This window comes from Vibrio mytili, from assembly GCF_049563345.1.
GTDB classification, from domain to species: Bacteria; Pseudomonadota; Gammaproteobacteria; order Enterobacterales; family Vibrionaceae; genus Vibrio; species Vibrio mytili.
Genome location: NZ_CP110481.1, coordinates 2,397,468 through 2,424,340, shown reverse-complemented (window position 1 = coordinate 2,424,340; position 26,873 = coordinate 2,397,468). Strand labels below are relative to the sequence as shown.

Sequence of the window (26,873 nt, the reverse complement as noted above, 5' to 3'; positions counted from 1 at the left end):
AACAAGTTTTGTTTAAAAAACGACAGATAAATAGGATTACATCCATGTCTAAGATCTTCGACTTCGTAAAACCAGGTGTTATCTCTGGCGATGACGTTCAGAAAGTATTTGAAGTTGCAAAAGAAAACAACTTCGCACTTCCAGCGGTAAACGTTGTAGGTACTGATTCTGTAAACGCAGTACTTGAAGCAGCAGCAAAAGTGAAAGCTCCAGTTGTTGTTCAGTTCTCTAACGGCGGTGCTGCTTTCTTCGCTGGTAAAGGCGTTAAACTTGAAGGTCAAGGTCCTCAAATCCTTGGTGCTGTAGCTGGTGCGAAATACGTTCATACTGTAGCTGAAGCTTACGGTGTGCCAGTAATTCTTCATACTGACCACGCAGCTAAGAAACTTCTTCCATGGATTGACGGTCTTCTAGATGCTGGTGAAGCACACTTTGCTGAAACTGGTAAGCCTCTATTCTCTTCTCACATGATCGACCTTTCTGAAGAGTCTCTAGAAGAGAACATCGAAATCTGTGCTAAATACCTAGAGCGTATGGCTAAGATGAACATGACTCTAGAGATCGAACTAGGTTGTACTGGCGGTGAAGAAGATGGCGTTGACAACTCTGATATGGACGCGTCTGAGCTATACACTTCTCCAGAAGACGTTGCATACGCTTACGAAAAACTAAGCGCAGTTAGCCCGCGTTTCACTATCGCAGCATCTTTCGGTAACGTACACGGTGTTTACAAGCCAGGTAACGTTGTTCTAACTCCAACTATCCTGCGTGACTCTCAAGCGTACGTTTCTGAGAAGTTCGGTCTTCCTGCTAACTCTCTAAACTTCGTATTCCACGGTGGTTCAGGTTCTTCTCAAGAAGAAATCCAAGAGTCTATCGGTTACGGTGTTATCAAAATGAACATCGATACTGATACACAGTGGGCAACTTGGGATGGTATCCGTCAGTACGAAGCGGAAAACCACGATTACCTACAAGGTCAAATCGGTAACCCTACTGGCGAAGATGCACCAAACAAGAAGTACTACGATCCACGCGTTTGGCTACGTGCAGGTCAAGCTTCAATGGTTGCTCGTCTAGAGAAAGCATTTGCCGACCTTAACGCTGTTGACGTACTTTAATTCTTAAGAATTAACGTTTTTATAAAGCCCGCTCATTGAGCGGGCTTTTTTTTGTTCTATTTCTAAGTACTTATTTGCTGTGACTGGTATAAGTGATGTTGCTTTGGTTGTTAGCAAGTAAATGCACTCATATGAATAAGATTAAAATTTGTGCGTTTGAGATTCTTTTTTAAACGCTTTGTGAGAATGTGAGTAATAGAAGTGGCGAAATGTATTGACTTTGCGTAACCTATAACAGTTCGATGTAGGAATTTTCTGATAACACCTTGTTTTGCATGTCTTTGCTCAACTAAGTCTATGCAACAAGTCAGAGTTGAGATATCGTTCACAAAAATCTGACACAGCTCAGTAGAACAATAGAACGTTGTTATAGATAAGAGTCATTTAAAAAACGGACTCATTCGTTGGCGGCAATTGGATTGAACTATCTTTATATTTGAGGATAAGAATTATGGCAGGTGAATCGATGGGTATCGATACCACTTTAACTGACGGCTTGAGTAAGGCTGAGAGCTGGCTTTCAAACAACTCAGACTTACTGGTTCAGTATGGTGTAAACATTATTTCCGCACTGATTATTCTGTTTATCGGTAACATGATCGTAAAAGCAGTGGCAGGAAGCGTTTCTAAAGTACTTGAAAAGAAAAACATGGATAAGGCGGTCGTGGAGTTCGTTCACGGTCTTGTTCGTTACTTACTATTCGTTATCGTGTTGATTGCAGCGCTTGGTCGCCTTGGTGTTCAAACTGCATCAGTAGTTGCTGTTATCGGTGCGGCAGGTTTGGCTGTTGGCCTTGCTCTACAAGGTTCTCTTTCAAACTTTGCAGCTGGTGTGCTGATTGTTGCATTCCGTCCATTTAAATCAGGTGATTACGTAGAGATTGGCGGTGTGGCGGGTAGTGTAGAAGCCATCCAAATTTTCCAAACCGTACTAAAAACGCCAGACAACAAAATGGTTGTTGTGCCTAACTCTGGCGTGATTGGTGGTGCAATCACCAACTACTCACGTCACGCTACGCGCCGTGTTGATCTCGTGATTGGTGTCTCATACAAGGCTGATCTTAAACTTACCAAAAAAGTGATTCGTGAAACGTTGGAAAAAGATCCGCGCATCTTGAAAGATCCAGATATAACAATCGGTGTGCTCGCTCTTGCCGATTCTTCAGTGAATTTTGTTGTTCGTCCTTGGGTTAAAACTGCGGACTACTGGGGTGTGTATTTTGATGCAATGCAAGGCATTAAAGAAGCGCTCGATGAAAACGGTATCGAAATTCCATTCCCGCAAATGGATGTTCATCTGAACAAAGTCGATGCTTAATTTACGGCATTGAGTGTTTAGAAAGCGAGGCGTTAAGCCTCGCTTTTTTATATTTCGTAAAGAACGTTGTTTCTGGCAGCTAATAGGCGCTGCAAGTCTTTCCCAGCAAGACCAAAAGTAAACTCTGGCAGGCCTGGAGTATAAAGTAACTCTTCATGTTGGTAGAGAGCCGTATCTACAATAATCGAGACATGTTCTGGCAAGCCAATCGGACATACTGCACCGGGAATGCACCCTAGCACATCTGTCATTTCCTCATCGTGGCATATCGAAGGGCGTTTTCCTGTCACACGCTTTATCTGCTTGGCATCGAGACGAGAGTCTTTATCTGTCAGATAAACGGCATATCCCCCTCCTTTTAATTTGATGAACAAACTCTTGGTGTGAGTACCTGTCCAACCGAGTTCTTCGGCGATTCTTACGTCCGTGTCGAAATCTAAAATTGCCTCGTGCTGCCACTCTCTAAAAGGAATAGAAAGCGCACTAAGCCATTCTCTATTAAGGTGATAAATTTGTTTTAACGACTTCATGTATTGACGGTCCTCTAGATCTAGTGATTACCAATACTTCTCAATCAACTCGTTAGCCAAGACGCAGGCTATGGTGAACATCATCATGGCTACTGCAACGTCGATACCTTTTTTTACTTTTGGCTTCGACAACGTAGGGCCGAGTTTAGCCGCACCGAGAGACAGTGCGTAAAACCAGACAAATGAGGCCATGATGGTGCCGATAGCAAACGCAAAGCGGTCACTACCTTCAAACTGCCCTCCAATCGAGCCGAGAATAACCACGGTATCTAAATAAAGGTGTGGGTTAAGTACGGTCACTGCGAGCGCACCTAAAATCACCGTGCGTCGTCCACGAGCGGTCACTTCATGTGTCGACTCAGACTGTTTAGTGGGCTTTAGTGCACTTCTAAGTGAGAGGTAGCCATAAACACTTAAAAAGGCGATGCCTCCTACTGTTACTAAAGTAAGTAAGAGTTCATTTTGGGATAGTAGCGCACCACCTCCAAAAATACCCAACGAAATAAATAACATATCCAATATGCTACAAATGGTCGCTGTCGTTAAATGGTGATTACGTTTTATTCCTTGATTCAAGACATAAGCATTTTGTGCTCCGATCGGAATTATCATTGATGCACCTAGACCAAACCCTTGTAATAACACCCAAAAACTCACAACTCACCTCAAAAAAATAATAATGTAACGAACGAGGTTTGGAAGATAAATCTTTTGCTTAAATAAGTATAATTAATGATTTTAATATATTATTAGCAATACTTATTTCGGTTTGAGTTTGGAGTCGTGCTGATGCGTGGATTGGATTATAAATGGATAGAAGCGCTTGATGCGGTGGTTCATCAAGGCAGTTTTGAGCGCGCAGCTGATAACCTGTATGTGTCTCAATCTGCGGTTTCTCAACGGATTAAACAGTTAGAAAAGTTTTTGGCACAACCGGTGTTGATTCGTGAACAACCTCCAAAGCCAACACCAATCGGCAAGAAGTTGTTGGGATTGTACCGTCGAGTTCGTTTGTTAGAACATGAGATTCTTCCTGAACTCACCAATGACACGAGTGCTCGTCCTGTACAGCTATCCTTAGCGACGAATGCGGATAGTTTGTCAACCTGGTTATTGCCCGCTTTACAAGGTGTCATGAAAACACGTCAAGTTGAGTTAAAGCTGACCATTTATGGAGAGTCGCGATCAATTGAGAAGTTAAAAAGTGGCGAGGTAGCAGGGGCAATCAGTTTAGAGTCACAAGCGATTCCGGGGTGCAGGGCGGATTACTTAGGCCGTGTTGATTATGTGTGTGTAGCAAGCCCTGAGTTTTATCAGCGTTATTTTTCCGCTGGCGTAAATAACATCACATTAGCCCAAGCGCCGGCAGTGTCTTACGACCAGTATGACGAGTTACACAAAAAGTTTCTTACGGAACATTTCAACCTGCGCCCCGATAGTGTGATTCACCACAATATCAGCAGCTCTGAAGCGTTTCTAAAAGTGGCGCTAGCGGGAGTCGCGTACTGCTTGATCCCAAGTCTGCAGATTACGGATGAGCTAGAACAAGGTTTGTTGGTTGATATCACTCCGGGTTTTTTGATGACCAATCGTATTTATTGGCATCACTGGCAATTGGAAACGGGCGTTTTACAAGAAATATCTGAATCAATTGTCAACTATGCTCAGCGACATTTACCACAGTGAAGTTAATGTTTTTGAAGATGTTTTGCCTTGTTTCAGCCTGTCTTGATTAAAATTACAGCAAAGTTACACAGTTAAAGTTATGTTAGGAGTGAATAGCGGCGCTTGGATAATTATCTTAAGGTCTTATTATTAACAATAAACCAATAGATTAGGTTCAGTGTGATTAATGGATGGATTTGTGTAATGAAACGGTATTTGTGTTTACTGACTGCGGCATTTAGTTTATCTAGCATACCAGCAGTAGCGGGGGCGGCAGTATCAGAGCAAAGCCCTGGGTTCGCTCACGTTACAACAACAGGGTTTGGCGAGGTAGTCGCTACACCTGATATGGCGACATTCTCCGTGACAGTGGTGGATACAACGATGACAGCAGAGCAAGCAAAACAATCTGTTGATGATTCTGTTGATGAGTTTTTGAAAACTTTATCCGAATCTGGGTTATCGAAAGATCAAGTGACTAGCACGAATTTGTATCTAGCGCCTCAGTATCATTACCCGAAATCGGGTAAGGCTGAACTAGTGGGATACCGGGCTTCTCGCAAAGTTAGCGTTACCGTAACGGAATTAAGCCAGTTGAATCACTATTTGGACCTGGCTCTTCAAGCTGGTATTAATCAAGTAGATAATATTCAGCTTAAAGTCCGCAATCCTGCAGAGTATAAAGAGAAAGCGCGTGTCGCTGCAATCAAAGATGCGCGAGAAAAGGCACGGTCGCTCGCGACTGGATTTGATAAAAAGCTAGGCGATATCTGGCAAATTCATTACAACCAAGTTAATGATCAGCCTGTGCTTATGCGAACTATGGCGATGGATAGTAAGCGTAACGCTGATAGCTATCAGGATTCAACGATGGTGATTCGTGACCAAGTTGATGTGGTTTATCGCCTCAAATAACATCGCGTTCTCTGGTTGTGAGAGAACAAAAAGAAAAGGCAGGGAAATCCCTGCCTTTATCATTTGTATCACACGGACTTAGTGCAGAATACGAGCACGGATAGTACCTTCGATTCCTTTAAGCTTAGTGAGTGCTTCTTCAGAGCGTTCTGTCTCAACATCGATGACTACATAGCCAATTTCTGCCGCTGTTTGTAGGTACTGCGCCGCGATGTTGATGCCTTCTTCTGCGAAGATGGTGTTAATCTGCGTAAGAATACCTGGACGGTTTTTGTGTATATGTAATAAACGAGAGCATTCACCACCATGTTCAGGCAATGATACTTCAGGGAAATTCACGCTTGAAAGTGTTGAGCCGTTATCTGAGTACTTAGCCAGCTTACCTGCAACTTCAACACCGATATTTTCTTGCGCTTCTTGAGTTGAGCCGCCTACGTGTGGAGTAAGAATCACGTTATCGAATTTTTGTAATGGCGTTTCAAATGGATCCGCGTTGGTTTTCGGTTCAGTAGGGAAAACATCCACAGCGGCACCTGAAAGGTGACCATTTTCTAGGCTTTGGCATAGTGCTGGGATATCTACAACGGTCCCACGCGCAGCATTGATGAAAATGGCTCCTGGCTTCATTAGGGCAAACTCAGCTTCGCCCATCATATTTTTGGTTTCAGGCGTTTCTGGTACATGCAGTGAGATGACGTCACATTTATTTAAAAGCTCTGTCATGGTGTGCACTTGTGTTGCGTTACCGAGAGACAGTTTATTCTCGATATCATAGTAGTACACTCGCATACCTAAGTTTTCGGCCACGATACCTAGCTGGGTACCAATGTGACCATAGCCAATGATACCAAGACGCTTTCCGCGTGCTTCGTAAGAGTTGTCCGCACTCTTTTTCCAGATACCGCGATGTGCTAGTGCGTTCTTCTCTGGAATACCACGAAGTAGTAATAGAATCTGACCTAGAACCAGTTCAGCAACACTTCGTGTATTTGAGAAAGGTGCGTTAAATACTGGCACACCACGCTTGGCGGCCGCATTTAGATCAACTTGGTTAGTGCCAATACAAAAACAGCCAATAGCCACCAGCTTGTTCGCCGCATTGATCACGTTCTCAGTTAGGTTCGAGCGGGAACGAATACCGATGAAGTGCACATCTTTGACAGCTTCGATCAATTCTTCCTCAGGAAGTGAGCCTTTGTGATATTCAATATTGGTATAACCAGCTGCTTGCAGTACTTCAACAGAAGAAGGGTGCAGTCCCTCAAGTAAGAGGATCTTAATCTTGTCTTTTTCCAGTGAAACTTTGGCCATTTTTCTCGTCCTTTAAATGGAAAGGTGGGCTAATGTGGCGCACATTGGGCAAAACCATTAAAAAGGGGATAGTTAATAGTTTTATTGGGAGACAAACGTTTCCTTGTGCGTCTTCTGTTCAATAAAGTAACAAAAAAAAAACGCTTTGGGTAAGAAAATTACGGAATAAGGAATAATTTTCTGCGGGAAAAGAAACAAAAACGGTGCATTGCTGCACCGTATGTAATGAAATGACAAAAACTGAGTCAAATATGAGACAGTTGATGTTATTTACTCTTCGATTTTTGCACCTTCAGGTGTACCTGTAATCACGATGTCAGCACCACGATGAGCAAAAAGCCCGTTAGTGACAACACCTGCGATACTGTTAATTTTGTCTTCCATCTCTTTTGGATTGGTGATTTGCATATTGTGTACGTCGAGAATGATGTTGCCGTTATCTGTCACAACACCCTCACGGTATGCTGGGTCGCCACCGAGCTTGACCAGTTCGCGAGCCACGTATGAACGCGCCATTGGAATAACTTCAACAGGAAGAGGGAACTTACCTAATACATCAACGGCTTTAGTGCCATCGACGATACAGACAAACTTATCCGAGATCGCGGCAACGATTTTTTCTCGAGTTAACGCTGCGCCACCACCTTTGATCATGTCACGCGTTGGGTTGATTTCATCCGCACCATCAACATAAACATCCAGCTTAATTACGTCGTTACACTCAAATACTTCAATACCAAGTTCTTTAAGACGCTCAGTAGAAGCAATAGAGCTAGAGACGGCACCTTTGATATCGTCTTTCATCGTACCGAGTGCATCGATGAAGTGATTCACGGTAGAGCCTGTGCCAACACCGACAATGCTGCCTTTTTCAACATATTTTAGTGCTGCCCAACCAGCCGCTTTCTTCATTTCATCTTGAGTCATGCCAATCTCCTGAATAGATGTTCGTTAACATTTGCGGCGTGATTATAGCGGCTTACTTGTCACTTTCCCATTGCCAGATTCGGCTTGGCGTCACGATCTTTGGTAAAGGGATATCCCAACTTGCAATTGGTAACTTGTCTACATGTTGACAGTCGTGAGCGATGCCAATAGGTATGGCGCCTTCTCCGGTCGTAAACCAGTGCGCGAGTGTACGGTCGTAATAACCGCCTCCCATCCCCAAACGGTGCCCGATACTGTCAAAACCAACCAATGGCGTACAGATAAGATCGAGTTGTCGTACTGGTTTGAGGTGGCGTATATCGAGCTTAGGCTCCAAAATGCCGTATTTGTTGTATATCAACTGATCGTCATCCAGATACTGCAGAAACAGCAGATGCCCTTTAGCAAAAGGGTGGATAACAGGAAGATAAATGGACTTTCCCTGTTGCCATAACCATTCAATCAGAGGTTTGGTGTCGAGCTCGCCATCGGCGGATAAGTAGATAGCAATATGCTGTGAGGTTTGGATTTCGGGTAATTGCGAAAATTGAGAGATGAGGTCTAGCCCAGCCTGAAACTGAGTATCACTGCACAGCGCGTTGCGCTTTTCACGGATAAGTTTACGAAAATCTTGACGCGTAAGTTCTAACATAGGAGTACCCCAGGGTGCCGTTGAGGATTGTGGCCCTTGAACCAGCTGGTTCAAGGCGGATCAGCAATGATAACCGTAGGCTTCTCGGTGCATGCCGAGCTTGCTCAATAGCTATCAAGTACCAACCCTTAGGTATTGCTTATCGGCTCAGGGACTTACATCCTGCTGACGCACACCCCAGGGTAAATTTTGTAACTACTGCTGCTGTCCTTGCGTAACTTTACTTAATGCGTTTTCTAAAGACGCAGTGAGCTTTTCCATTCGCTCAGTGATTTCTCTTTGTTGACCGTTAGATTCGTATGATTTGGTATGCAACTCATAGCAAATGTTTAAAGCGGCAAACGTCAGTAGCTGAATCTCATTGGTTACCTTAGTACGTTCGCTCATCTCTTTCAATCGTCGATCGAGATCTTTTGCTGCTGCAGCAAGAGAATCTTCCTGCCCCGTAGGACAGTTCACTCGTGTAACTTTGCCTAGTATTTCAACGTCGATCGCTTGATTGCTCATGATGAATAAACTCTATACTCGCGCTATCTAAGGTGTTGTATCGTACAACTACCGAGGGAGAAACTATAGAAAAACCGCTATTAAGATTCAAGCATTTCCCATTACAGAGAAAGAAATGATGAAGCGATCACACAGGAAATGGTCAAATCGAACAAATGCTGTCCAAAATTGAATTTGATAGTCGTTTCAGACAACAGGGCTTGATGGTACGATACGTCGATATAATGTTAAGCAAATATGAGTCGAGTTATGAGTGAAATCACCCTTCCAGAATATCAATCTATTGCTGCTGAGCTACAATCTGCAAGCCTGGCGGTGACTCCTGCAGAGTTACATGGCTTGTTTATTGGCATGCTAAGTGGAGGGCTCTCAGTAAACGATCAAACTTGGCAACCGATTTTGTTTGATTACACCAATGATGGAATGGGGTGGCCAAGCACAGCGCTATCCTTTGCACAGAGTATATTTAAAGTCAGTGTCGATGAGCTGACTGGTACATCAATGGAGCTCTCGCTATTATTGCCAGATGAGCCGGGTGAAGAAGGCTTGTTTGCATTGGCTGACAGTGTTTCTGACTTCGTAAATCATTTTATTTCAGGCCTCGGTTTATCAGGCGTTTCGTTGAATAAAGCCTCTGATGATGTAAAAGAAGCCTTAGCGGATCTCGAAGAAATCGCCAAGCTGGGCATTGATGAAGACGATGACCTTGACGAGCAAGCCCAACTGCTGGAGCAGGTTATTGAACACATTAAAGCGTGTGTTTTGACTATCCATGCAGAGCTTGGTGCTCGCCCAAAGAGTAACGTCAGCCAGCCTACTATTCATTAATCGTCGAGTTTCAGAGGTAAGCATGAGACAGTATGATGTAGTCATTGCAGGTGGAGCCATGGCGGGGGGGACATTGGCGTTGGCCCTTGAACATTTATCCCAAGGTGATATGCGCATCGCAGTCGTCGAGCCATTTAAGGTGCAGTCGGATGCACATCCAGGCTTTGACTCACGGTCGATTGCCTTATCTTACGGTACGGTAAATTTATTGCGCCATTTGCAGCTTTGGTCTGCGCTTGAACCCTTTGCGACACCGATTGAACACATCCATGTTTCGGATCGTTTTCACGCAGGAATGACTGCTATCACCAAGCAAGAGGTTGGGGTTGAGGCGCTTGGTTACGTTGTGGAGTTGGCGGACGTCGGTCGAGTATACCAAGCCTTGCTGACTGAGCGTGTGACGATCGACTTTTTCTGTCCAGATTCGGTTACGTCTATCGCGCGTGAGCAAGACTTCACAAATGTGACGTTAAGTAGTGGAGAGACGCTAACCGCTAAGTTAGTTGTCGCTGCTGACGGGGCAGTTTCACAATGCTGCCAACTAATCGGTTTAACTCAGGTTGAGCACGACTTTGATCAAGTGGCAGTTATTGCCAATGTTGTTACGCAAGAAGCACATCAAGGTCGAGCATTTGAGCGTTTTACTGAAAATGGTCCTGTCGCTCTGTTGCCAATGAGTGATAATCGAATGTCTCTGGTCTGGTGTCTGTCCCCGCAGCAAGCCGAAACGGTGATGGGGCTTTCTGATCGGGACTTTCTTGCGCGTTTACAACAAGATTTTGGTTGGCGTTTAGGCGCGATGACAAAAGTGGGACAGCGAGCCAGTTATCCGTTGCTGCTAAAACAGCGTAAACAGAACATTTCTCACCGTTTCGCGATTGTAGGGAATGCGGCTCAAACCTTACATCCGATTGCTGGTCAAGGTTTTAATTTGGGCATTCGTGATGTGATGTCTTTGGCTGAAGAAGTGGCTAAACAGCGCGATGACGCAGGACGTTATCAAGGGTTAATGCGTTTCAGTCAACGCAGAGACGCTGACCGTTGTGAGACCATTTGGTTAACGAGCTCACTGGTGCATGTTTTTTCAAATGATTTGCCCGCAATGCGATTTGGTCGAAACATCGCTTTAGCCGCGATGGATAACCTTTCTCTTTTAAAACAGCCACTCCTACGCCAGACGCTTGGTTTAGTGAAACGATAAACGGCTGAAATAAACTAGGTAACTTACCGTTACTGAGTCATCAATAGTCATTAGGTAGTGAATAGCAATGATGCAAAGTGTAGATATCGCCATCATCGGCGGAGGGATGGTTGGATTGGCGCTCGCCGCCGCGTTCAAGGATAGCGATCTGCGTATTGCTGTTATCGAGGGGAGTGTGCCTGACGAGAGACTTGGTACATTGCCTGATGTCCGCGTATCCGCCTTGAGCCGCTCCAGTGAAACCCTGTTACGCAAACTGGGGATCTGGCAAGGTATTGAGCAGCGTCGAGCCACACCATACTACGGTATGGAAGTCTGGGAGCAAGATAGCTTTGCAAAGATCGAGTTTGATGCGTCCAGTATGGCGCAGCCTGATTTAGGTCATATTGTTGAGAACCGAGTGATTCAATTGGCGCTTTTAGAGCAAGTTAAAAAGCTTGATAATGTGATTCTGTATATGCCAGCGCACTGCGCTACATTGGCCGTGGGTGAACAAGAGAGTTGGCTAACACTCGATAACGGACAGGCCTTAACGGCAAAGCTGGTGGTTGGGGCCGACGGCGCGAATTCTTGGTTACGTCAGCAAATGGCTATTCCTCTTACACATTGGGATTATGGTCATCATGCCATTGTTGCGAATGTAAAAACGGCAGAGCCTCACCAGAATATCGCTCGTCAAATTTTCACTCCTCATGGGCCTTTGGCATTATTGCCGCTGTCTGAGCCCAATATGTGCTCAATTGTGTGGTCTACGCAACCAAACAGAGCGGAAAAGCTATTAGCGATGCCTGAGGAAGCTTTCAATAAGGTTTTGACCAGTGAGTTTGATGTTCGTCTTGGTGTATGCGAAGTGCAGGGCGAGCGGGCTGCCTTTCCGCTAAAAATGCGTTATGCGCGGGATTTTGTGGTTGAGAGAGTGGCTTTGGTTGGTGATGCCGCCCACACCATTCATCCACTGGCTGGACAAGGTGTGAACTTAGGTTTGTTAGATGCCGCTAGCTTGGCGCAAGAAGTGTTAACACTGTGGAACAAAGGCCACGATATTGGTAGCAAACGCAATTTACGCAGTTATGAACGCTGGCGTAAAGCGGAAGCGGCTAAAATGATCGCAGCGATGCAAGGTTTTCGTGATTTATTCTCTGGAGAGAATCCTGCGAAGAAGTTGGTTCGTGGCATTGGCTTAAGCTTGGCCGGACAGTTACCTGGCGCTAAAGATGAAATTATGAAACGTGCGCTTGGCTTGAAGGGGCATTTGCCTGAATTGGCACGCCAATCGTAATCACAGTTCAGTCATTAGTTGATCGTTTCAGACTTGCTTGCTGGTTCATCGCTGCGGAAGACACCATCAAGGACAATAAAAAAGGCTGGGATTTCCAGCCTTTCAGTTCATCGATGTTTTGCTAAGCGTATGCACATCTGAGTTTCATGATTTCTTGATTAATTTCTTTCACTGCGCGGAAGTGTCGTTGCTCGGCTTTTTCCGGCAAGATTAATTTACCATTATCAAACTCAAATCTACCGACTCCGTAAATATAAATTCTACCTTTGAAAAGGCGACTAATGTGCTTCGCTATCATACCGGGTGTGTAGCGTTTAAACAGTCTCATATTTACTTTCCTTTCTCTTACTTAGCCCAGTCATTTTACGTTTTAAACGAAAAAATTTGTGTGATAGAAACAATATTCAGTAAAGGGATTTGTAACGGTTTCAATCTTTGTGTTGTGTTCGACAAATTGACAAAACCAAACCTCAAATAGCGTGAGGATTACCCAAAAAATTATCATTAAATAGTGACGTCATACTTGTCACCTTCTTTGTACGGTGAGCATTAAGCAATAGTTTTGTTACAAGATTAAGAATAGAAAGAAATGGATTGTTTGCGAATTGTTTCTTTTTATTCCACCTCATCTATTTAGAAGAAGATACGAGTAAAAAGTTCAACGCAAAAAAATGCCCGCTTTGGGCGGGCGAATGTCACAGATGCATTACACAAAAGTGGACGACTGACATGATGAGTACAGTCATACTAGTCAGCAGCTTCACTTTGCATCAGCTAGGTTTCTGTTCAGTACCTAGCTGATAACTGCAGCATATATGAGTTTTTTATTTGTGACTATTTATGTTTTATTTTTGATTAAAAATTCTTTGTTAATTTATGCGCGGTGTGATCATGGTCACTTTAATGGAGGGTGGATTGCAATCGTTTACATCAAGTGAATTAGTTAGCGACATATATCGGCGATGGTCGGACAACATAAACCGACCAGATCATCTATCGATAGGGCGAGTCCTGCCATTCGATCTCCGCTACTGATAGTGACTTCCTTTTCCTTTAGAAGAGCCGGGTCAAATACAATAGGCATATGGCGCTTAAGAAGCAGGGGCGTTACCGTTCCTACTTTATAACCCGTGATTGCTTCGACATCTGCATGAGCGACACATGTCATCCTGCGGCATTGTAAAAGTGCACGTACTTTCTTTGGGTCGACATTGCGATCACCGGGCGCACAAGCGAGCGCATATTGGTGTCCCATGTCTCGCAGAAGGATTGCTTTGACCATTTGAGAAGGGCGAATGCCGCGTTGCTGTGCGGCATCCTCGATGGTGGTTGCAGGGCTTTGATGCGGTAGAATACGAAACGCGATATTTTGATCGGCTAGAAACTGCATCAACGGCGTTGATAGCACATTATTCATATCATACAAAAAACTGCTCATTTAAAGAATTACTCATCATCCAGTGAGTACGGCAGCTCTGAAATTGTCCATTCGCATTCAGGCTGAGAGGTTAGGCGAAGACGAGTGTCTGCATCTAAATTATTGGGTAACACAATTAAGCCAATCGCATGGTTGTTGCTGAATTGATAGTGCGTGAGAAGCGCACCAACCGAGCGCCAGTTTTCCCCGACACTACGTTCTAGCTCAATTATGCCTTCAGGTAATTCTGACGATGTAGGTCCTTGTACGATACACATCGCTCGTTTATTGATCCCGCGGTATTTTGCACGTGCTACAGTTTCTTGTCCTGTGTAGCAACCTTTAGTAAAGCTGATCCCGCCGAGTGCTTGGAGGTTAAGTGCTTGTGGTATGTGCTCATTCTGAGCTGCAGCGGACACAAATGGTAATCCTGCCTCAATATCAAACCGATCCCACAGTTGGTGAGTAGTGAGCACTGCATCGCTGCCTTCACTTGATGATTCAACCAGCGATTGTGCGCTTTCTTCGTCCAATATTAACAACCAGCGATTCGTCGCGACATTGACGGCGGTGCCGCCGTGAACGACGCGCACATCACTGGATTCTTGGTTGCCATGCTCTTGACTCAAAGCTGAGATAAAATCATCAGCATCACTACCTGCAACACCGAGAATAATCTGACTTGGTGATTCGATAGTGACTTTAGAAAATATAGCGTACTTCTTAATTTCGTTAAGCTCTACGTCAATCGCAGACTTTGGTTGAACCATGGCGTAACCATCTTGGTGATGAAAAAGACGGAACACGCTCCAGACTTTACCTTTGGCATCGCAATGCGCACCTAACGTAGATTGTGTTTTTTCTAGAGAGACAACATCACAAGTGACTTGGCCTTGTAAGTAGGACTTTTTATCATCACCGACCATAGTGATGAGGCCTAAATTGTCCAGCAGTGAGATTGACAGTTTTGGTAAAGCGTCTTGAGTTGAGAGTGGGTATGCTGAAAAACGAGTTTGCCATTCCATGATAACGATGCCTTTTGAAGATGTTTTTCGCTATGTTAAATGTAGTTAACGGATTTGTCAGCTTTGAATACTTTTCTATCGCTTAATATTAAACCTCAGTTTTGAGCCAACTCGGGTATAGCGTATTGTGACCGGTACACTAGTTGCGTAAGTGAACCCTTGCTACACTCCGCATTCATAATAAGACATCTATGAAGGAATTCTGAATGTACACTCCGGAAGAAAAGGCGCGTATTAAATGGGGTTGCCGTCGTGGCATGCTAGAGCTCGACGTGGTGATTATGCCGTTTTTTGAAGAGTGCTTTGATACGTTGACAGAGCAAGAGCAACGTGATTTTGTCTCCTTGCTAGAATGCGATGATCCTGATTTATTTACTTGGGTGATGGGGCATGGCCGCAGTGAAAACCTAAGCCATGCATCTATGGTCGATAAAATTGTCGCTCACAACCTCAGTAAAGTTCGTTAGTTTTACGACTTACCCCTCAACAACGGCCCAAATTATTAACGTATCTCTTCTGTTCGTAATGGTTTGGGCGGTTATCCTTTCTGACGTACCACTCGTTATTTCTATCTATTTGTTGTTACTGCTGTTAACGACTTACCGAGAACAACATTTTGTTTTTCCTAGTGTGCAAGGTTGCTGGTCAGTTCATTGCGATGGTACCGTGCGAAGCGAGTCGGGTGTTTCCCTGCTAAATTGGGTGGATACATCGACGCTTCCGATTAAGCTGAGTTTTCAACTCACCTCTGGTAAAAAAGTAACGATTTGGCGGGATAGTTGCGCTGATGAGCACTATCGTCAATTGAGTCTAGTCTTGCGACAATGGGAACGCTCTCAGTCGTAAACAATCCCTTTACTCTGAATAATAAGTCATGCTTTTTCTGAGCTGAGCTTGATAGGGCCAGTTATTAAAACAGGGAGCCGAGGCTCCCTGTTGAGTTGATATTCTGGCATTACTGCTCAGTTTGCTGTTTAGCCGGAACCAGTATTGTTGGTCCACTGTTTTCCAATTGATATGGGTAGTCGAGAGTATAGTGAAGGCCACGGCTTTCTTTACGCTGCATGGCACAGCGGACCATCAATTCGGCGACTTGTAATAAGTTGCGGAGTTCCAGCAAATTATTTGATACACGGAAGTTACTGTAGTATTCGTGAGTCTCTTGTTGCAGCATCTGAATGCGGCGTAGGGCGCGCTCTAAGCGCTTGTCGGTACGTACGATCCCCATGTAGTCCCACATAAACAACCGCAGCTCGTGCCAGTTATGCTGAATGATCACTTCTTCATCGCTGTTGGTCACTTTGCTTTCATCCCAGCAAGGCACTTGTGAAGCGAGTGATACCTGGTCTCTATGTTTAAGGATATCTTTGGCGGCTGACCAAGCGTAAACCACACATTCGAGCAATGAGTTTGATGCCATTCGGTTGGCGCCATGCAGTCCGGTATAACTGACCTCACCAATCGCATATAAGTTTTTCAGATCCGTGCTGCCATTTCTGTCCACCATCACTCCGCCACAAGTGTAGTGCGCGGCTGGAACAATTGGGATCGGCTCTTTGGTCATATCAATACCAAGATCCATCAAGCGAGAATAGATGGTCGGGAAATGCTTGGTGATAAAATCTGCGGGTTTGTGGCTGATGTCTAAATACATACAATCAGCCCCTAAGCGTTTCATTTCAAAGTCGATTGCGCGCGCAACGACGTCGCGTGGCGCCAGCTCTTTACGTTCATCGAAGTCGGGCATAAAACGTGAACCATCAGGGCGACGTAGATAGGCTCCTTCGCCACGTAAGGCTTCTGTAAGCAGAAAATTACGCGCTTCAGGGTGATATAAGCAGGTTGGGTGGAACTGGTTAAATTCTAAATTAGCCACACGGCATCCAGCACGCCACGCGATCGCGATACCGTCTCCTGATGAGACATCTGGATTTGACGTGTACTGATACACTTTAGACGACCCGCCCGTTGCGAGAACGACAAATTTAGCTCGCACCGTCTCGACATGTTCATCATTGCGGTTCCAAATATAGGCACCTATGACTTTATTTTTATCGCCACCTATTTTGTCTTCCGTGATGAGATCGAGCGCATTATGGCGTTCCAGAACATGAATGTTTGGGTGATTATGGGCATTATCTTGTAAGGACGTTTGCATCGCCATGCCAGTGGCATCCGCCGCGTGAAGAATTCGGCGACGACTATGTCCCCCTTCGCGGGTTAAGTGGTAACGAGGTGCGTCGTCAGAATCGTCTTCTTCACGATCAAATGGGACTCCACCATCAATTAGCCACTGTACACACTCTTTGGAATGTTCTGCAATGAACTTAACGGTTTCTTCGTCACAAAGGCCGTCACCTGCAATTTGAGTATCCTCAACATGCGATTCAATCGTATCTGATTCATCGAATACTGCTGCGATACCGCCCTGCGCGTAAAACGTTGCTCCTTCACTACGAGGACCTTTACTCAGTACAATGACTTTACAGTGGTTTGCCACACGTAAAGCTAACGATAAGCCAGCAGCGCCACTCCCTACTACTAACACATCACATTCATGTTCACGATTCGTGTTCATATAACTTTTATAATCCCAAGCTAAGATAACAATGTTATCTTGTGTAAAATTTGCACACCATGTGCTTTCCATGTACGCGACATCCGTCGCTGAGGGCTAAGTAGGGAAGCGTCCCGACACCTTTGCTACTTTGGTAACTCTAGTTACTCTTATTTTCATGAGTCGATTGTGTCCATGCAAAGCGCATCATTTACGGTCTGGATAAACTGCGCAACGCAACGACCAGCTATTTTGTTCACTATGCAAATGAAAAGTAATACTTTGTCAATCTGATTGCTTTTCTATCCGCTACCCAGCACAATCTGAGACAAATAAGATTTTATTATACCTATTTCATTCGAATATGCTTAACTGCAAAACTTAGAATTAAGCGCGGTTTAGCCAGAAATAGGTGTATGACATCACACTGTGACCCATACGAGTAAAAAAACTTGGTCAATCAAGGAACTTTCTTATTCAGACTGTAGTCACAATAGTGCTCAAGTAAGCAGTGGTGTCAATACTACGTTTTGCATAATTAGTACCCATATCTGAGAAGAGTAGGGGCATAACAAATAGGAGTATCCGCTCGAATGAACGAGCAGCTGACCGATCAAGTATTGATTGAGCGAGTTCAGAATGGTGATAAGCAAGCATTCAATCTGTTAGTAACTAAATACCAGAACAAAGTGTGCAACCTTATTTCCAGATACGTAAGTAATCCTGGCGATGTACCAGATGTAGCACAAGAAGCGTTTATCAAGGCTTACCGAGCTATTCCCAGTTTTCGTGGGGAAAGTGCTTTTTATACATGGCTGTATCGCATTGCGGTGAATACTGCGAAAAATCACATTGTGGCTCAAGGGCGTAGACCCCCAGCGACAGATGTTGATGCTGAAGATGCTGAATTTTACGAAACAGGTAGTGCACTTAAAGAAATTTCGAACCCTGAGAACTTAACGTTGTCCAAAGAATTGCAACGGGTTGTGTTCAGTGCAATCGAAGCGTTACCTGAAGATTTAAAAACAGCGATGACATTGCGAGAGCTTGATGGCTTGAGCTATGAAGAAATCGCTGAAGTGATGGATTGCCCGGTAGGAACGGTACGCTCACGTATCTTCCGTGCTCGTGAGGCGGTGGAAAAGAAAATTAAACCTCTTTTACAGCGTTAGTACAAGTAACAACTATGGTGAAAATAATGGCTGACAAACAAAAACTTTCAGCTCTCATGGATGGAGAATTGGTCGATAAGGCTTTAATTCAAGAATTAGAGCAAGACCAAGAGAGCCGTGAAGCTTGGCAAAACTATCACCTGATTGGTGATGTGATGCGAGGCGAAGCACCAGCGAAGCTAGAGTGGAGTATTGCTGAAAGCGTGGCGTTAGCGTTAGAAAACGAACCTGAGCATCGAGCGATTGATTCGCACAATGCCAATGTTGTCTCAATTTCTGATGCGCCAAAAGAGTCGCAACCAGAGCCGAGAAAAGCCAAACGTCAGCTGCCAAGTTGGTTGACTCAGTTTGGTCAGGTTGCTGTTGCTGCGTGTGTATCGATGGTGGTGATTTTAGGCGTACAACAGTACGGTGGCGGTGACTCAGGAATGCCACAAACCGAACAGTTACCAGTGTTGCAAACGGTTCCATTTGCTGGCAGTGCTGAGCCGGTAAGTTTAACTCGTGAGTCCATGGAACGCTCGGTGAGTGAGGCAAATATGCAGGAGCAGCGTAAGCGTGTTCATGCTATGCTGCGAGATTACGAATTGCAGTTGAGAATCAACAGTGATGCTTCTCAGCAAGATGCACATCTGACTCCGGATATTGAATGAAAAAATTTCTGATCAGCGCTTGCGCTCTGTTCAGTATGATGTCTTCGCAAGCCTTTGCCAGTGATAAGCCGGCGGAGGCTTTATTGCATCAAATGAGCGAGGCGAGTAACAACTTAAGCTACGAACTTTCTTATATCCTTATTAGGAAAAGCAGTATTGAGCCTTTACTGTATCGTCATGCGACTCACGGTGAGGACCAGTATGCGCACCTTGTGTATTTAAGCGGTCCTGTTAGGGAAGTGATCCGTCGCGGCAGCGAAATCAGCTACATAGAAACTGGTACGGAACCTTTTACAATAGAGTCGGGCAAAATGGTTGCGCCAACCATGCCAATGTTGAATAGCAATATCGATGAGTTAAACCGTTACTACGACTATGTCCAGGTCGGGCGTGCGCGTGAATCGGGCGTAGCGACACAAGTTTTACGTATTGTGCCGAAAGATGGGATGCGTTATTCCTACATGTTGTGGATTGATGAGAAAAGTAAGCTTCCTTTGCGTGCAGATCTTGTCGATCGTGATGGTGAAATGCTCGAGCAATACCGAACCATCGCATATACTGTAAATCCCAAAATTGCCGAATTAATGAGCGGCTTGCAAGATGTGCAACTACCTGCTGTTCTCACGATGCCAAAAGGTGATGTTGGAACCAGTAATTGGCATGTCGGATGGACACCCGATGGGTTTGAACCAAACGAGTTGAATCGTTACCGTATGGCCGTCACCGATCAAATGGTTGAAAGTCAATTGTATTCTGACGGCTTATTTAGTTTTTCTGTTTATGTAGCAAATAGAGATGAGCACTCATTGAAAGGGCAGCTTGTTCGACAGGGCCGAAGAACGTTACACAGTTTTGTCAGCGGTAACTATGAAATTTCGGTTGTGGGCGATATACCGCCAGCTACAGCACAACGCATAGCTCAGTCTGTCACATTCGATGTCGCAAAGAGTGAATTGCCATGATGACAGCATTGGCTACCGTGACAGGTGTTCACCGAAACGGTCAACAATACGAAATTGATTTAAGCTGTGAGCAACAAACCAGTTGCAGTAGTTGCTCTTCACAGAAAAGCTGTGGCACGGGCGTGGTCACCAAAGCGGTGGGAAACAAAAGCCTGTTTTGGAACCTCACTACTGAACAGTCAGTGCAAGTGGGACAGGTCGTGGAAATTGGCTTTCCTGAAGACAGCCTGATCAAATCGGCAATGGCGGTCTATTTGTTGCCATTGTTAGGTTTAATCATTGGAGCGATGCTCGGCCATTTTTTATTGTTACCGATCGTTGCTGGCGGTGAGGGGATTGTCATCTTATCCTCATTTGTATTTGCTGCTGGTGGCGTATGGATTGCGAAACGACTCTCTCGCCCGCTGGAGGCACAGTCAAAGCAGCAGGTCACGCTTATTCGTATTCTTGGTGAACCGATCCTTTAAAGCCTCTCGTCTTAAACTCGCACTTAAATTAGGTGCGCCCGCTCATTAAATTCGGTAGAATCTGCCAACTTGATTGAAATGCCGTCAGACGATGGCTTTCATACTGTCCCAATTTGTAAAGAGTTAGTCAGCCTAAATCTATGAAGCACATTCGTAACTTTTCGATTATCGCCCACATCGACCATGGTAAGTCGACCCTATCTGACCGTCTAATCCAAGTTTGTGGAGGATTAAGCGATCGTGAAATGGCCGCACAGGTTCTGGATTCTATGGATCTTGAACGTGAGCGTGGTATCACCATTAAATCTCAGAGTGTGACGCTTAACTACACGGCAAAAGACGGTGAGACTTATCAGCTGAACTTCATCGATACTCCGGGGCACGTAGACTTTGCTTATGAAGTTTCTCGCTCTCTGGCAGCTTGTGAAGGCGCACTTTTGGTCGTTGACGCGGGTCAGGGTGTTGAAGCGCAGACATTGGCGAACTGTTACACCGCGATCGAGATGGATCTGGAAGTCGTCCCTATTCTCAATAAAATCGATTTGCCTGCTGCTGATCCTGAGCGCGTGGCAGAAGAAATTGAAGAAATTGTTGGTATTGATGCAATGGAAGCGACCCGCTGCTCTGCGAAGACAGGTATTGGGGTTGATGACGTGTTAGAAAATATCGTATCGGCAATTCCTGCACCAGAAGGTGATCCAAAAGCCCCATTGCAAGCACTGATCATCGACTCATGGTTTGACAATTACCTAGGTGTTGTTTCTCTAGTCCGTATCAAAAATGGTGTTCTAAAGAAAAACGACAAGATCAAAGTCATGAGCACAGGCCAAACGTGGGGTGTAGACCGTTTGGGCATCTTCACACCTAAACGTGTGGACACCGATGTTCTTAATACTGGCGAAGTAGGCTGGGTTGTTTGTGGTATTAAAGACATCCTAGGCGCGCCCGTTGGCGATACGCTGACACAGGCGAAAAATGGCAGTGAAAAGCCATTACCAGGCTTTAAGAAAGTAAAGCCTCAGGTATACGCAGGTCTGTTTCCAGTTTCATCTGACGATTATGAAAACTTCCGTGATGCCTTAGGCAAGTTAAGTCTTAATGATGCATCACTATTCTACGAGCCAGAAAACTCTGCGGCTCTGGGCTTTGGTTTCCGTTGTGGTTTCCTTGGCATGCTGCACATGGAAATTATCCAAGAGCGTCTGGAGCGTGAATACGATCTTGACTTGATTACTACGGCGCCAACCGTAGTGTATGAAGTAAAAGAAACCAACGGTAACTTATTATATGTTGATAGCCCGGCAAAACTGCCTGCTGTTAACGATATCGAAGAAATTCGTGAGCCAATCGCGCGTTGTAATATCCTTGTGCCTTCTGAGTACTTAGGTAACGTAATCACACTGTGTGTTGAGAAGCGTGGTACGCAGGTGGATATGGTATATCACGGTAACCAAGTTGCAGTGACTTACGATATTCCAATGGCAGAAGTGGTGCTTGATTTCTTCGATCGACTAAAATCGACGTCTCGTGGCTACGCTTCATTGGATTACAACTTCCAACGCTTTGAAGCCTCAAATATGGTACGTGTCGATGTATTACTCAACGGTGATACGGTTGATGCACTGGCGATGATTACTCATAAAGATCAGTCACAGACGCGTGGCCGTCAGTTGGTTGAGAAGATGAAAGAGTTCATCCCACGTCAAATGTTTGATATCGCGATTCAAGCAGCGATCGGTAACCACATTATTGCACGCTCGACGGTGAAACAGTTACGTAAGAACGTTATCGCAAAATGTTACGGTGGTGATGTGAGCCGTAAGAAAAAGCTTCTTAAGAAACAAAAAGAAGGTAAAAAGCGTATGAAGCAGATTGGTAACGTCGAACTGCCGCAAGAAGCATTCTTGGCGATTCTTCATGTCGGTAAAGATTAATACTAATCGTAGTAAATCAAGCGTCATGAACAATGGCGTTTGGTATTAGTTGAACTTTACTCCACCTTTGTCGGTCATAAGACGTTAGAACTTAAAATAAGTGAAAGAGTTGATGCTCTTTCACTTTCGCATTTTTAGATAAGGGAATTTAATGGCGAATACATTCTCACTGATTTTGGTTATCGTGACTTTGGTAACTGGAGTTGTTTGGCTACTGGAAAAACTGGTTTTTGCAAAGAAACGTCAGGAAAAAGTAGCGGAAGTCGAAGCGCAAACAGCCAATGGTTTAGATGCGGTAACCTTGCAGAAAGTGGAGCGCCAACCTTGGTGGGTTGAAAACAGCGTATCTATTTTCCCTGTGATCGCATTTGTCCTTATTTTGCGCTCTTTCATCTACGAACCGTTTCAAATCCCATCAGGCTCAATGATGCCGACGTTATTGGTTGGCGACTTTATCTTGGTAGAAAAATACGCCTATGGTCTCAAAGACCCTGTGTGGCGAAATCAACTTGTTGAAACTGGCAAGCCAGAACGTGGTGATATTGTCGTCTTTAAGTACCCACCTCACCCAAGCATTGATTACATAAAGCGTGTAGTTGGTCTTCCAGGTGATGTTGTTCGCTATACCGGTGACAAACAGCTGTGCATTCAGAGTCAAGGTGATGGAGCATGTACGCCTGTCAAACTGAGTAATGTTGAAGAAAGCCAGTTCGTTTCAAATGGTATCCCAATGATCCAAATGGATGAAAAATTGGGTAATGTTGAACATAATATTTTGGTTAACCCTCTGGTTCGTAATCACGTGGAGCAGTACTTTCCACGCAGTGGTACAACAGAATGGGTTGTTCCTCAAGGTCAGTACTTTGTGATGGGGGATAACCGTGACAACAGTGCTGATAGCCGATACTGGGGCTTTGTTCCAGAAGCCAACTTAGTTGGCAAAGCTGTTGCCATTTGGATTAGCTTCGAATTTGAGCGTGGCGCAGATAGCATTTTACCGTCATGGATTCCGACTGGTGTGCGTTTCAACCGCATCGGTGGTATCCACTAACTTCTCGTCATATTTTAGGTTGTAGCCTTGTTGACTACATAAATCCACCGGATCGCCGGCTGCCCTAATAACACGGTATGTCTATGCTATTGGGGCTGAATTTATTTGTCGCTTAGCTGCAACTCCACTATATAGAGAAATAAACATTGATATCGAGAGAGTATGACTTCTCCAATTGATAAACTAGAACGAATGCTCGGCTACCAATTCAAAGATGCCGAGCTGATTAACTTGGCGCTGACTCACCGCAGCGCTAATAGTAAGCATAATGAACGTCTTGAGTTTCTGGGCGATTCAATTTTAAGTTTTGTCATCGCTGATGATCTCTACCATCGTTTTCCTAAAGTAAATGAAGGTGATATGAGTCGTATGCGCGCAACACTTGTTCGCGGACACACATTGGCGGAACTGGGTCGTGAGTTCGACCTAGGAGATTATTTAAAATTAGGTCCAGGTGAATTGAAGAGTGGCGGCTTTCGACGTGACTCTATTTTAGCCGACGCAGTAGAAGCGATTATCGGTGCAATTTACCTTGATAGTGATCTTGAAGCCGTGCGTGGCATTGTGCTGAGCTGGTATAAAACTCGTCTTGAAGCGATTAAACCGGGTGTTTCACAAAAAGATCCTAAAACTCGCCTTCAAGAGTTCCTGCAAGGTAGAAGAAAACCGCTGCCTGTGTATACAGTGACTAATATTAAAGGTGAAGCACACAACCAAGAGTTTACGGTTGAGTGTGAAGTTGCAGGTGTGGATAAACCTGTAATCGGCAAAGGCACCAGCCGCCGCAAGGCAGAACAGGCGGCAGCGGAAACAGCATTAGAGCAATTAACGAATGGCTGATAACGAATTTGATATTGATGCATTTTTTGCATCACACGGTGAAGTAAGCTCACCAGAAAACCAGCATTGTGGCTTTATTGCCATCGTTGGTCGACCGAACGTGGGTAAATCGACCCTACTAAACAAAATTCTCGGTCAGAAGATTTCCATTACATCTCGTAAGCCACAGACAACGCGTCACCGCATCATGGGTGTCGATACCGATGGTGATTATCAAGCGATTTATGTGGATACGCCAGGACTGCACATTGAAGAAAAACGTGCAATCAACCGCTTGATGAACCGCGCTGCAAACTCGTCATTGAGTGATGTCAACTTGGTGTTTTTCTTAGTCGATGGGACGCATTGGACCAAAGACGATGAAATGGTGCTGACCAAGCTACAAAAATCGAACTTCCCAGTGGTATTGTGCGTCAATAAAGTTGACAACGTACAAGACCGCAATGAAGTGATGCTGCACATGGCGGACATGTCCAAGAAAATGGACTTTGTTGATGTCGTACCAATTTCCGCCAAGCAAGGTAAGAACATCGATGTGCTTCGTAAGCATGTACGCGAGCATTTACCCCAAGCAACGCACCACTTCCCTGAAGAGTATGTCACAGACCGCTCACAGCGCTTTATGGCATCGGAAATCGTGCGTGAAAAACTGATGCGCTTTACCGGTGAAGAATTACCTTACTCCGTTACGGTCGAAATCGAACGCTTCGATTACAACCCAGACACAGACGGCTTCCATATCAATGCCTTGATTCTGGTTGAGCGTAATGGTCAGAAGAAAATGGTGATTGGTAAAGGTGGTGAAAAAATCAAAACCATCGGTCGTGAAGCTCGTTTAGATATGGAAGAGCTTTTCGGGCGCAAAGTTTACCTAGAAACCTGGGTTAAAGTGAAATCCGGTTGGGCTGACGACGAACGAGCACTGCGCTCTTTGGGTTATATTGACGACCTATAAACAGTTCGATTAGCCACCAATATCGATTAGAATAAGGAGCCACTTGGCTCCTTATTTTTTATTTTCATACTTTTGGGCACACTGATCCAGATAGGCATTATTAGGCACAGCAATAGAAATGAGTAATTTGTCTGCAGAAGGCTTACAGCGCTGTTTTGTCCTGCACCGGCGCCCTTATAGTGAATCGAGCTTAATTCTTGATGTTTTTAGTGAAGAGTATGGTCGCATCACGTTGATGGCGAAAGGGGCTCGCAGTAAACGCTCAAACCTTAAAGGTGCATTGCAACCTTTTACGCCTTTATTACTTAAATGGTCCGGTAAAGGCTCAATGAAAACCTTACGCCAAGCTGAACCCATTAGTCTTGGCTTACCTCTTACTGGCATCAATCTTTACTCTGCCTTATATGTGAATGAACTGATAGGTCGAGTGTTAATGGCCGAAGTGCCAATGCCGGCGCTGTTTCACGATTATCTACATGCGTTAACCGAGCTGGCTCAGTGTACCAACCCAGAGCCAGCACTGCGCCGTTTTGAATTGGCTTTGCTTTCTGCGCTGGGATATGGCGTCGACTTTTTGCATTGTGCTGGTACTGGTGAAGCAGTGGAGTCTGATATGACGTACCGTTACCGGGAGCAAAAAGGGTTCATCGCCTCAGTGAGGCACGATAATCTGACATTTTTAGGCAATGAATTGATTGCGATCAGTGAGCGCCGTTTTGTTACGAAAGAGCAGTTAAAAGCGGCAAAACGCTTTACACGTATAGCACTAAAGCCGTATCTTGGCGGCAAACCTTTAAAAAGTCGTGAATTGTTTATTCAGACATCCAGAGCACGGAGTAATGGAAAATGAGCTCAATCTATTTAGGCGTTAATATCGACCATATCGCTACTTTGCGTAATGCACGCGGAACCAAGTACCCAGATCCAGTTCATGCTGCGGAAATCGCAGAGCGAGCAGGGGCGGACGGTATTACCATTCACTTGCGTGAAGACCGTCGCCATATTTTAGACCGTGATGTTCGTATTTTGCGTGAAACGCTCCAGACTCGCATGAATCTGGAAATGGCGGTCACTGACGAAATGGTTGAGATTGCGCTCCAGACTAAGCCTGAGTTTGTGTGCCTGGTTCCAGAAAAGCGCGAAGAGCTGACCACAGAAGGTGGCTTAGACGTTGTTGGTCAATTGGATAAGATCAAAGCAGCCACTAAAAAGTTGACCAAAGCGGGCATTAAAGTGTCTTTGTTCATCGACGCGGATCGTCAGCAGATCGAAGCGGCCAAAAAATGCGGTGCGCCTTTTATCGAGTTGCACACGGGGCATTATGCCGACGCGACGAATGAAGACGATCAGCAAGCGGAACTGAAAAAAATCGCCGCAGGCGCAAGCTACGCAGATGATTTGGGTATCATCGTCAACGCAGGTCATGGCCTGACGTACCATAACGTTGCACCCATTGCCGCACTACCAGAAATCTATGAACTGAACATTGGTCACTCTATCATTGGCCGTGCGGTGTTCGATGGCTTAGAAAAAGCGGTGGCTGATATGAAAGCCATCATGATCGAAGCTCGCAAGTAATCAGGCAT

The 26,873-nt window shown here is 44.9% G+C and carries 29 protein-coding genes and 1 other RNA gene; 19 read left to right on the top strand and 11 right to left on the bottom strand.

The features are described from left to right. The first annotated feature begins 44 nt into the window (after positions 1–44). On the top strand, positions 45–1,121 hold the full coding sequence (gene fbaA / locus ONE56_RS11095; RefSeq protein ID WP_041153823.1) for a class II fructose-bisphosphate aldolase: 1,077 nt from the start codon (positions 45–47) through the stop codon (positions 1,119–1,121). 451 nt (positions 1,122–1,572) lie between these two features. Further along, positions 1,573–2,439 carry a small-conductance mechanosensitive channel MscS gene (mscS, locus tag ONE56_RS11090; protein ID WP_041153824.1) on the top strand — a complete coding sequence of 289 codons (867 nt, stop codon included), beginning with the start codon at positions 1,573–1,575 and terminating at the stop codon, positions 2,437–2,439. A 47-nt stretch (positions 2,440–2,486) separates the two neighbouring features. Here mscS and ONE56_RS11085 read toward each other — a convergent pair whose 3' ends face one another. Together ONE56_RS11085 and ONE56_RS11080 are read right to left on the bottom strand one after the other, a co-directional pair. Continuing rightward, entirely contained in the window at positions 2,487–2,969 is a 483-nt protein-coding gene (locus ONE56_RS11085; protein ID WP_423839868.1) for a YbaK/EbsC family protein, read from the bottom strand. A gap of 27 nt (positions 2,970–2,996) precedes the next feature. Continuing rightward, entirely contained in the window at positions 2,997–3,626 is a 630-nt protein-coding gene (locus ONE56_RS11080) for a LysE/ArgO family amino acid transporter (protein WP_423839867.1), read from the bottom strand. A 132-nt stretch (positions 3,627–3,758) separates the two neighbouring features. On the opposite strand from ONE56_RS11080, the gene ONE56_RS11075 reads away from it, so the two are divergent. Next, positions 3,759–4,655, top strand: a complete 897-nt coding sequence (locus ONE56_RS11075; protein WP_041153826.1) for a LysR family transcriptional regulator ArgP — start codon at positions 3,759–3,761, stop codon at positions 4,653–4,655. Between the two features lie 183 nt (positions 4,656–4,838). Continuing rightward, positions 4,839–5,549, top strand: coding sequence for an oxidative stress defense protein (locus ONE56_RS11070; protein ID WP_331439118.1), 711 nt, complete (start codon positions 4,839–4,841; stop codon positions 5,547–5,549). 78 nt (positions 5,550–5,627) lie between these two features. Here ONE56_RS11070 and serA read toward each other — a convergent pair whose 3' ends face one another. The 5 genes from serA to ONE56_RS11045 form a co-directional block, all read right to left on the bottom strand. Next, entirely contained in the window at positions 5,628–6,860 is a 1,233-nt protein-coding gene (gene serA, locus ONE56_RS11065) for a phosphoglycerate dehydrogenase (RefSeq protein ID WP_041153828.1), read from the bottom strand. 270 nt (positions 6,861–7,130) lie between these two features. After that, positions 7,131–7,787 carry a ribose-5-phosphate isomerase RpiA gene (gene rpiA, locus ONE56_RS11060; protein WP_041153829.1) on the bottom strand — a complete coding sequence of 219 codons (657 nt, stop codon included), beginning with the start codon at positions 7,785–7,787 and terminating at the stop codon, positions 7,131–7,133. Positions 7,788–7,839: 52 nt separating this feature from the next. After that, entirely contained in the window at positions 7,840–8,439 is a 600-nt protein-coding gene (locus ONE56_RS11055; protein WP_331439117.1) for a 5-formyltetrahydrofolate cyclo-ligase, read from the bottom strand. 2 nt (positions 8,440–8,441) lie between these two features. Continuing rightward, positions 8,442–8,626, bottom strand: a non-coding RNA gene (gene ssrS / locus ONE56_RS11050) — 6S RNA. A gap of 8 nt (positions 8,627–8,634) precedes the next feature. Then, positions 8,635–8,946, bottom strand: coding sequence for a cell division protein ZapA (locus ONE56_RS11045; protein WP_041153831.1), 312 nt, complete (start codon positions 8,944–8,946; stop codon positions 8,635–8,637). Positions 8,947–9,195: 249 nt separating this feature from the next. Between ONE56_RS11045 and ONE56_RS11040 the strand changes: the two genes are divergently transcribed. The 3 genes from ONE56_RS11040 to ONE56_RS11030 all read left to right on the top strand — a co-directional run bounded on the left by ONE56_RS11040 (position 9,196) and on the right by ONE56_RS11030 (position 12,254). Then, positions 9,196–9,774 (top strand): YecA family protein, encoded by a 579-nt coding sequence (locus ONE56_RS11040; RefSeq protein WP_041153832.1) that lies wholly within the window; start codon positions 9,196–9,198, stop codon positions 9,772–9,774. 22 nt (positions 9,775–9,796) lie between these two features. Next, positions 9,797–10,975: a 2-octaprenyl-6-methoxyphenyl hydroxylase gene (gene ubiH / locus ONE56_RS11035; RefSeq protein WP_423839866.1), complete on the top strand. Its 1,179-nt coding sequence runs from the start codon at positions 9,797–9,799 to the stop codon at positions 10,973–10,975. Between the two features lie 67 nt (positions 10,976–11,042). Beyond that, positions 11,043–12,254, top strand: a complete 1,212-nt coding sequence (locus ONE56_RS11030) for an FAD-dependent 2-octaprenylphenol hydroxylase (RefSeq protein WP_331439115.1) — start codon at positions 11,043–11,045, stop codon at positions 12,252–12,254. 121 nt (positions 12,255–12,375) lie between these two features. Here the strand turns inward: ONE56_RS11030 and ONE56_RS11025 are convergent, their stop codons facing one another. The 3 genes from ONE56_RS11025 to ygfZ all read right to left on the bottom strand — a co-directional run bounded on the left by ONE56_RS11025 (position 12,376) and on the right by ygfZ (position 14,696). Further along, the gene (locus ONE56_RS11025; protein WP_041153835.1) at positions 12,376–12,582 is read right to left on the bottom strand and encodes a DUF1107 domain-containing protein; all 207 of its coding nucleotides are present in this window, start codon (positions 12,580–12,582) and stop codon (positions 12,376–12,378) included. Between the two features lie 615 nt (positions 12,583–13,197). Continuing rightward, on the bottom strand, positions 13,198–13,671 hold the full coding sequence (locus ONE56_RS11020; protein WP_041153852.1) for an aminoacyl-tRNA deacylase: 474 nt from the start codon (positions 13,669–13,671) through the stop codon (positions 13,198–13,200). 29 nt (positions 13,672–13,700) lie between these two features. Further along, positions 13,701–14,696, bottom strand: coding sequence for a tRNA-modifying protein YgfZ (ygfZ, locus tag ONE56_RS11015; RefSeq protein WP_331439114.1), 996 nt, complete (start codon positions 14,694–14,696; stop codon positions 13,701–13,703). A gap of 206 nt (positions 14,697–14,902) precedes the next feature. Here ygfZ and ONE56_RS11010 point away from each other — a divergent pair, with 206 nt between their 5' ends. Next, positions 14,903–15,163, top strand: a complete 261-nt coding sequence (locus ONE56_RS11010; RefSeq protein WP_041153837.1) for a succinate dehydrogenase assembly factor 2 — start codon at positions 14,903–14,905, stop codon at positions 15,161–15,163. Beyond that, complete coding sequence (locus ONE56_RS11005; RefSeq protein WP_331439113.1) at positions 15,111–15,542, top strand: protein YgfX; 432 nt, start codon at positions 15,111–15,113, stop codon at positions 15,540–15,542. Before ONE56_RS11010 ends, ONE56_RS11005 begins: the two co-directional genes overlap by 53 nt. 109 nt (positions 15,543–15,651) lie before the next feature. On the opposite strand, the gene nadB is transcribed toward ONE56_RS11005, so the two are convergent. Next, positions 15,652–17,274, bottom strand: a complete 1,623-nt coding sequence (gene nadB, locus ONE56_RS11000) for an L-aspartate oxidase (RefSeq protein ID WP_041153853.1) — start codon at positions 17,272–17,274, stop codon at positions 15,652–15,654. 572 nt (positions 17,275–17,846) lie between these two features. Between nadB and rpoE the strand changes: the two genes are divergently transcribed. From rpoE to pdxJ, 10 genes are all read left to right on the top strand, one after another. Beyond that, a complete protein-coding gene (rpoE, locus tag ONE56_RS10995) occupies positions 17,847–18,425 on the top strand; it encodes an RNA polymerase sigma factor RpoE (RefSeq protein WP_014233001.1) in 579 nt (192 codons plus the stop codon). Between the two features lie 26 nt (positions 18,426–18,451). Continuing rightward, positions 18,452–19,078: a sigma-E factor negative regulatory protein gene (locus ONE56_RS10990; RefSeq protein WP_041153838.1), complete on the top strand. Its 627-nt coding sequence runs from the start codon at positions 18,452–18,454 to the stop codon at positions 19,076–19,078. Continuing rightward, entirely contained in the window at positions 19,075–20,040 is a 966-nt protein-coding gene (rseB, locus tag ONE56_RS10985) for a sigma-E factor regulatory protein RseB (protein WP_041153839.1), read from the top strand. The genes ONE56_RS10990 and rseB overlap by 4 nt, the downstream gene beginning before the upstream one ends. Next, positions 20,037–20,507 carry a SoxR reducing system RseC family protein gene (locus ONE56_RS10980; protein WP_423839865.1) on the top strand — a complete coding sequence of 157 codons (471 nt, stop codon included), beginning with the start codon at positions 20,037–20,039 and terminating at the stop codon, positions 20,505–20,507. Before rseB ends, ONE56_RS10980 begins: the two co-directional genes overlap by 4 nt. 140 nt (positions 20,508–20,647) lie before the next feature. After that, positions 20,648–22,441 carry a translation elongation factor 4 gene (lepA, locus tag ONE56_RS10975; protein WP_041153841.1) on the top strand — a complete coding sequence of 598 codons (1,794 nt, stop codon included), beginning with the start codon at positions 20,648–20,650 and terminating at the stop codon, positions 22,439–22,441. Between the two features lie 151 nt (positions 22,442–22,592). Continuing rightward, on the top strand, positions 22,593–23,492 hold the full coding sequence (gene lepB / locus ONE56_RS10970; RefSeq protein ID WP_331439112.1) for a signal peptidase I: 900 nt from the start codon (positions 22,593–22,595) through the stop codon (positions 23,490–23,492). 162 nt (positions 23,493–23,654) lie between these two features. Further along, a complete protein-coding gene (gene rnc / locus ONE56_RS10965; RefSeq protein WP_041153843.1) occupies positions 23,655–24,332 on the top strand; it encodes a ribonuclease III in 678 nt (225 codons plus the stop codon). Next, entirely contained in the window at positions 24,325–25,287 is a 963-nt protein-coding gene (gene era, locus ONE56_RS10960; RefSeq protein ID WP_041153844.1) for a GTPase Era, read from the top strand. Before rnc ends, era begins: the two co-directional genes overlap by 8 nt. A gap of 118 nt (positions 25,288–25,405) precedes the next feature. Then, entirely contained in the window at positions 25,406–26,137 is a 732-nt protein-coding gene (gene recO / locus ONE56_RS10955) for a DNA repair protein RecO (protein ID WP_331439111.1), read from the top strand. Then, complete coding sequence (gene pdxJ, locus ONE56_RS10950; RefSeq protein WP_041153845.1) at positions 26,134–26,865, top strand: pyridoxine 5'-phosphate synthase; 732 nt, start codon at positions 26,134–26,136, stop codon at positions 26,863–26,865. Before recO ends, pdxJ begins: the two co-directional genes overlap by 4 nt. Positions 26,866–26,873: the final 8 nt, after the last annotated feature.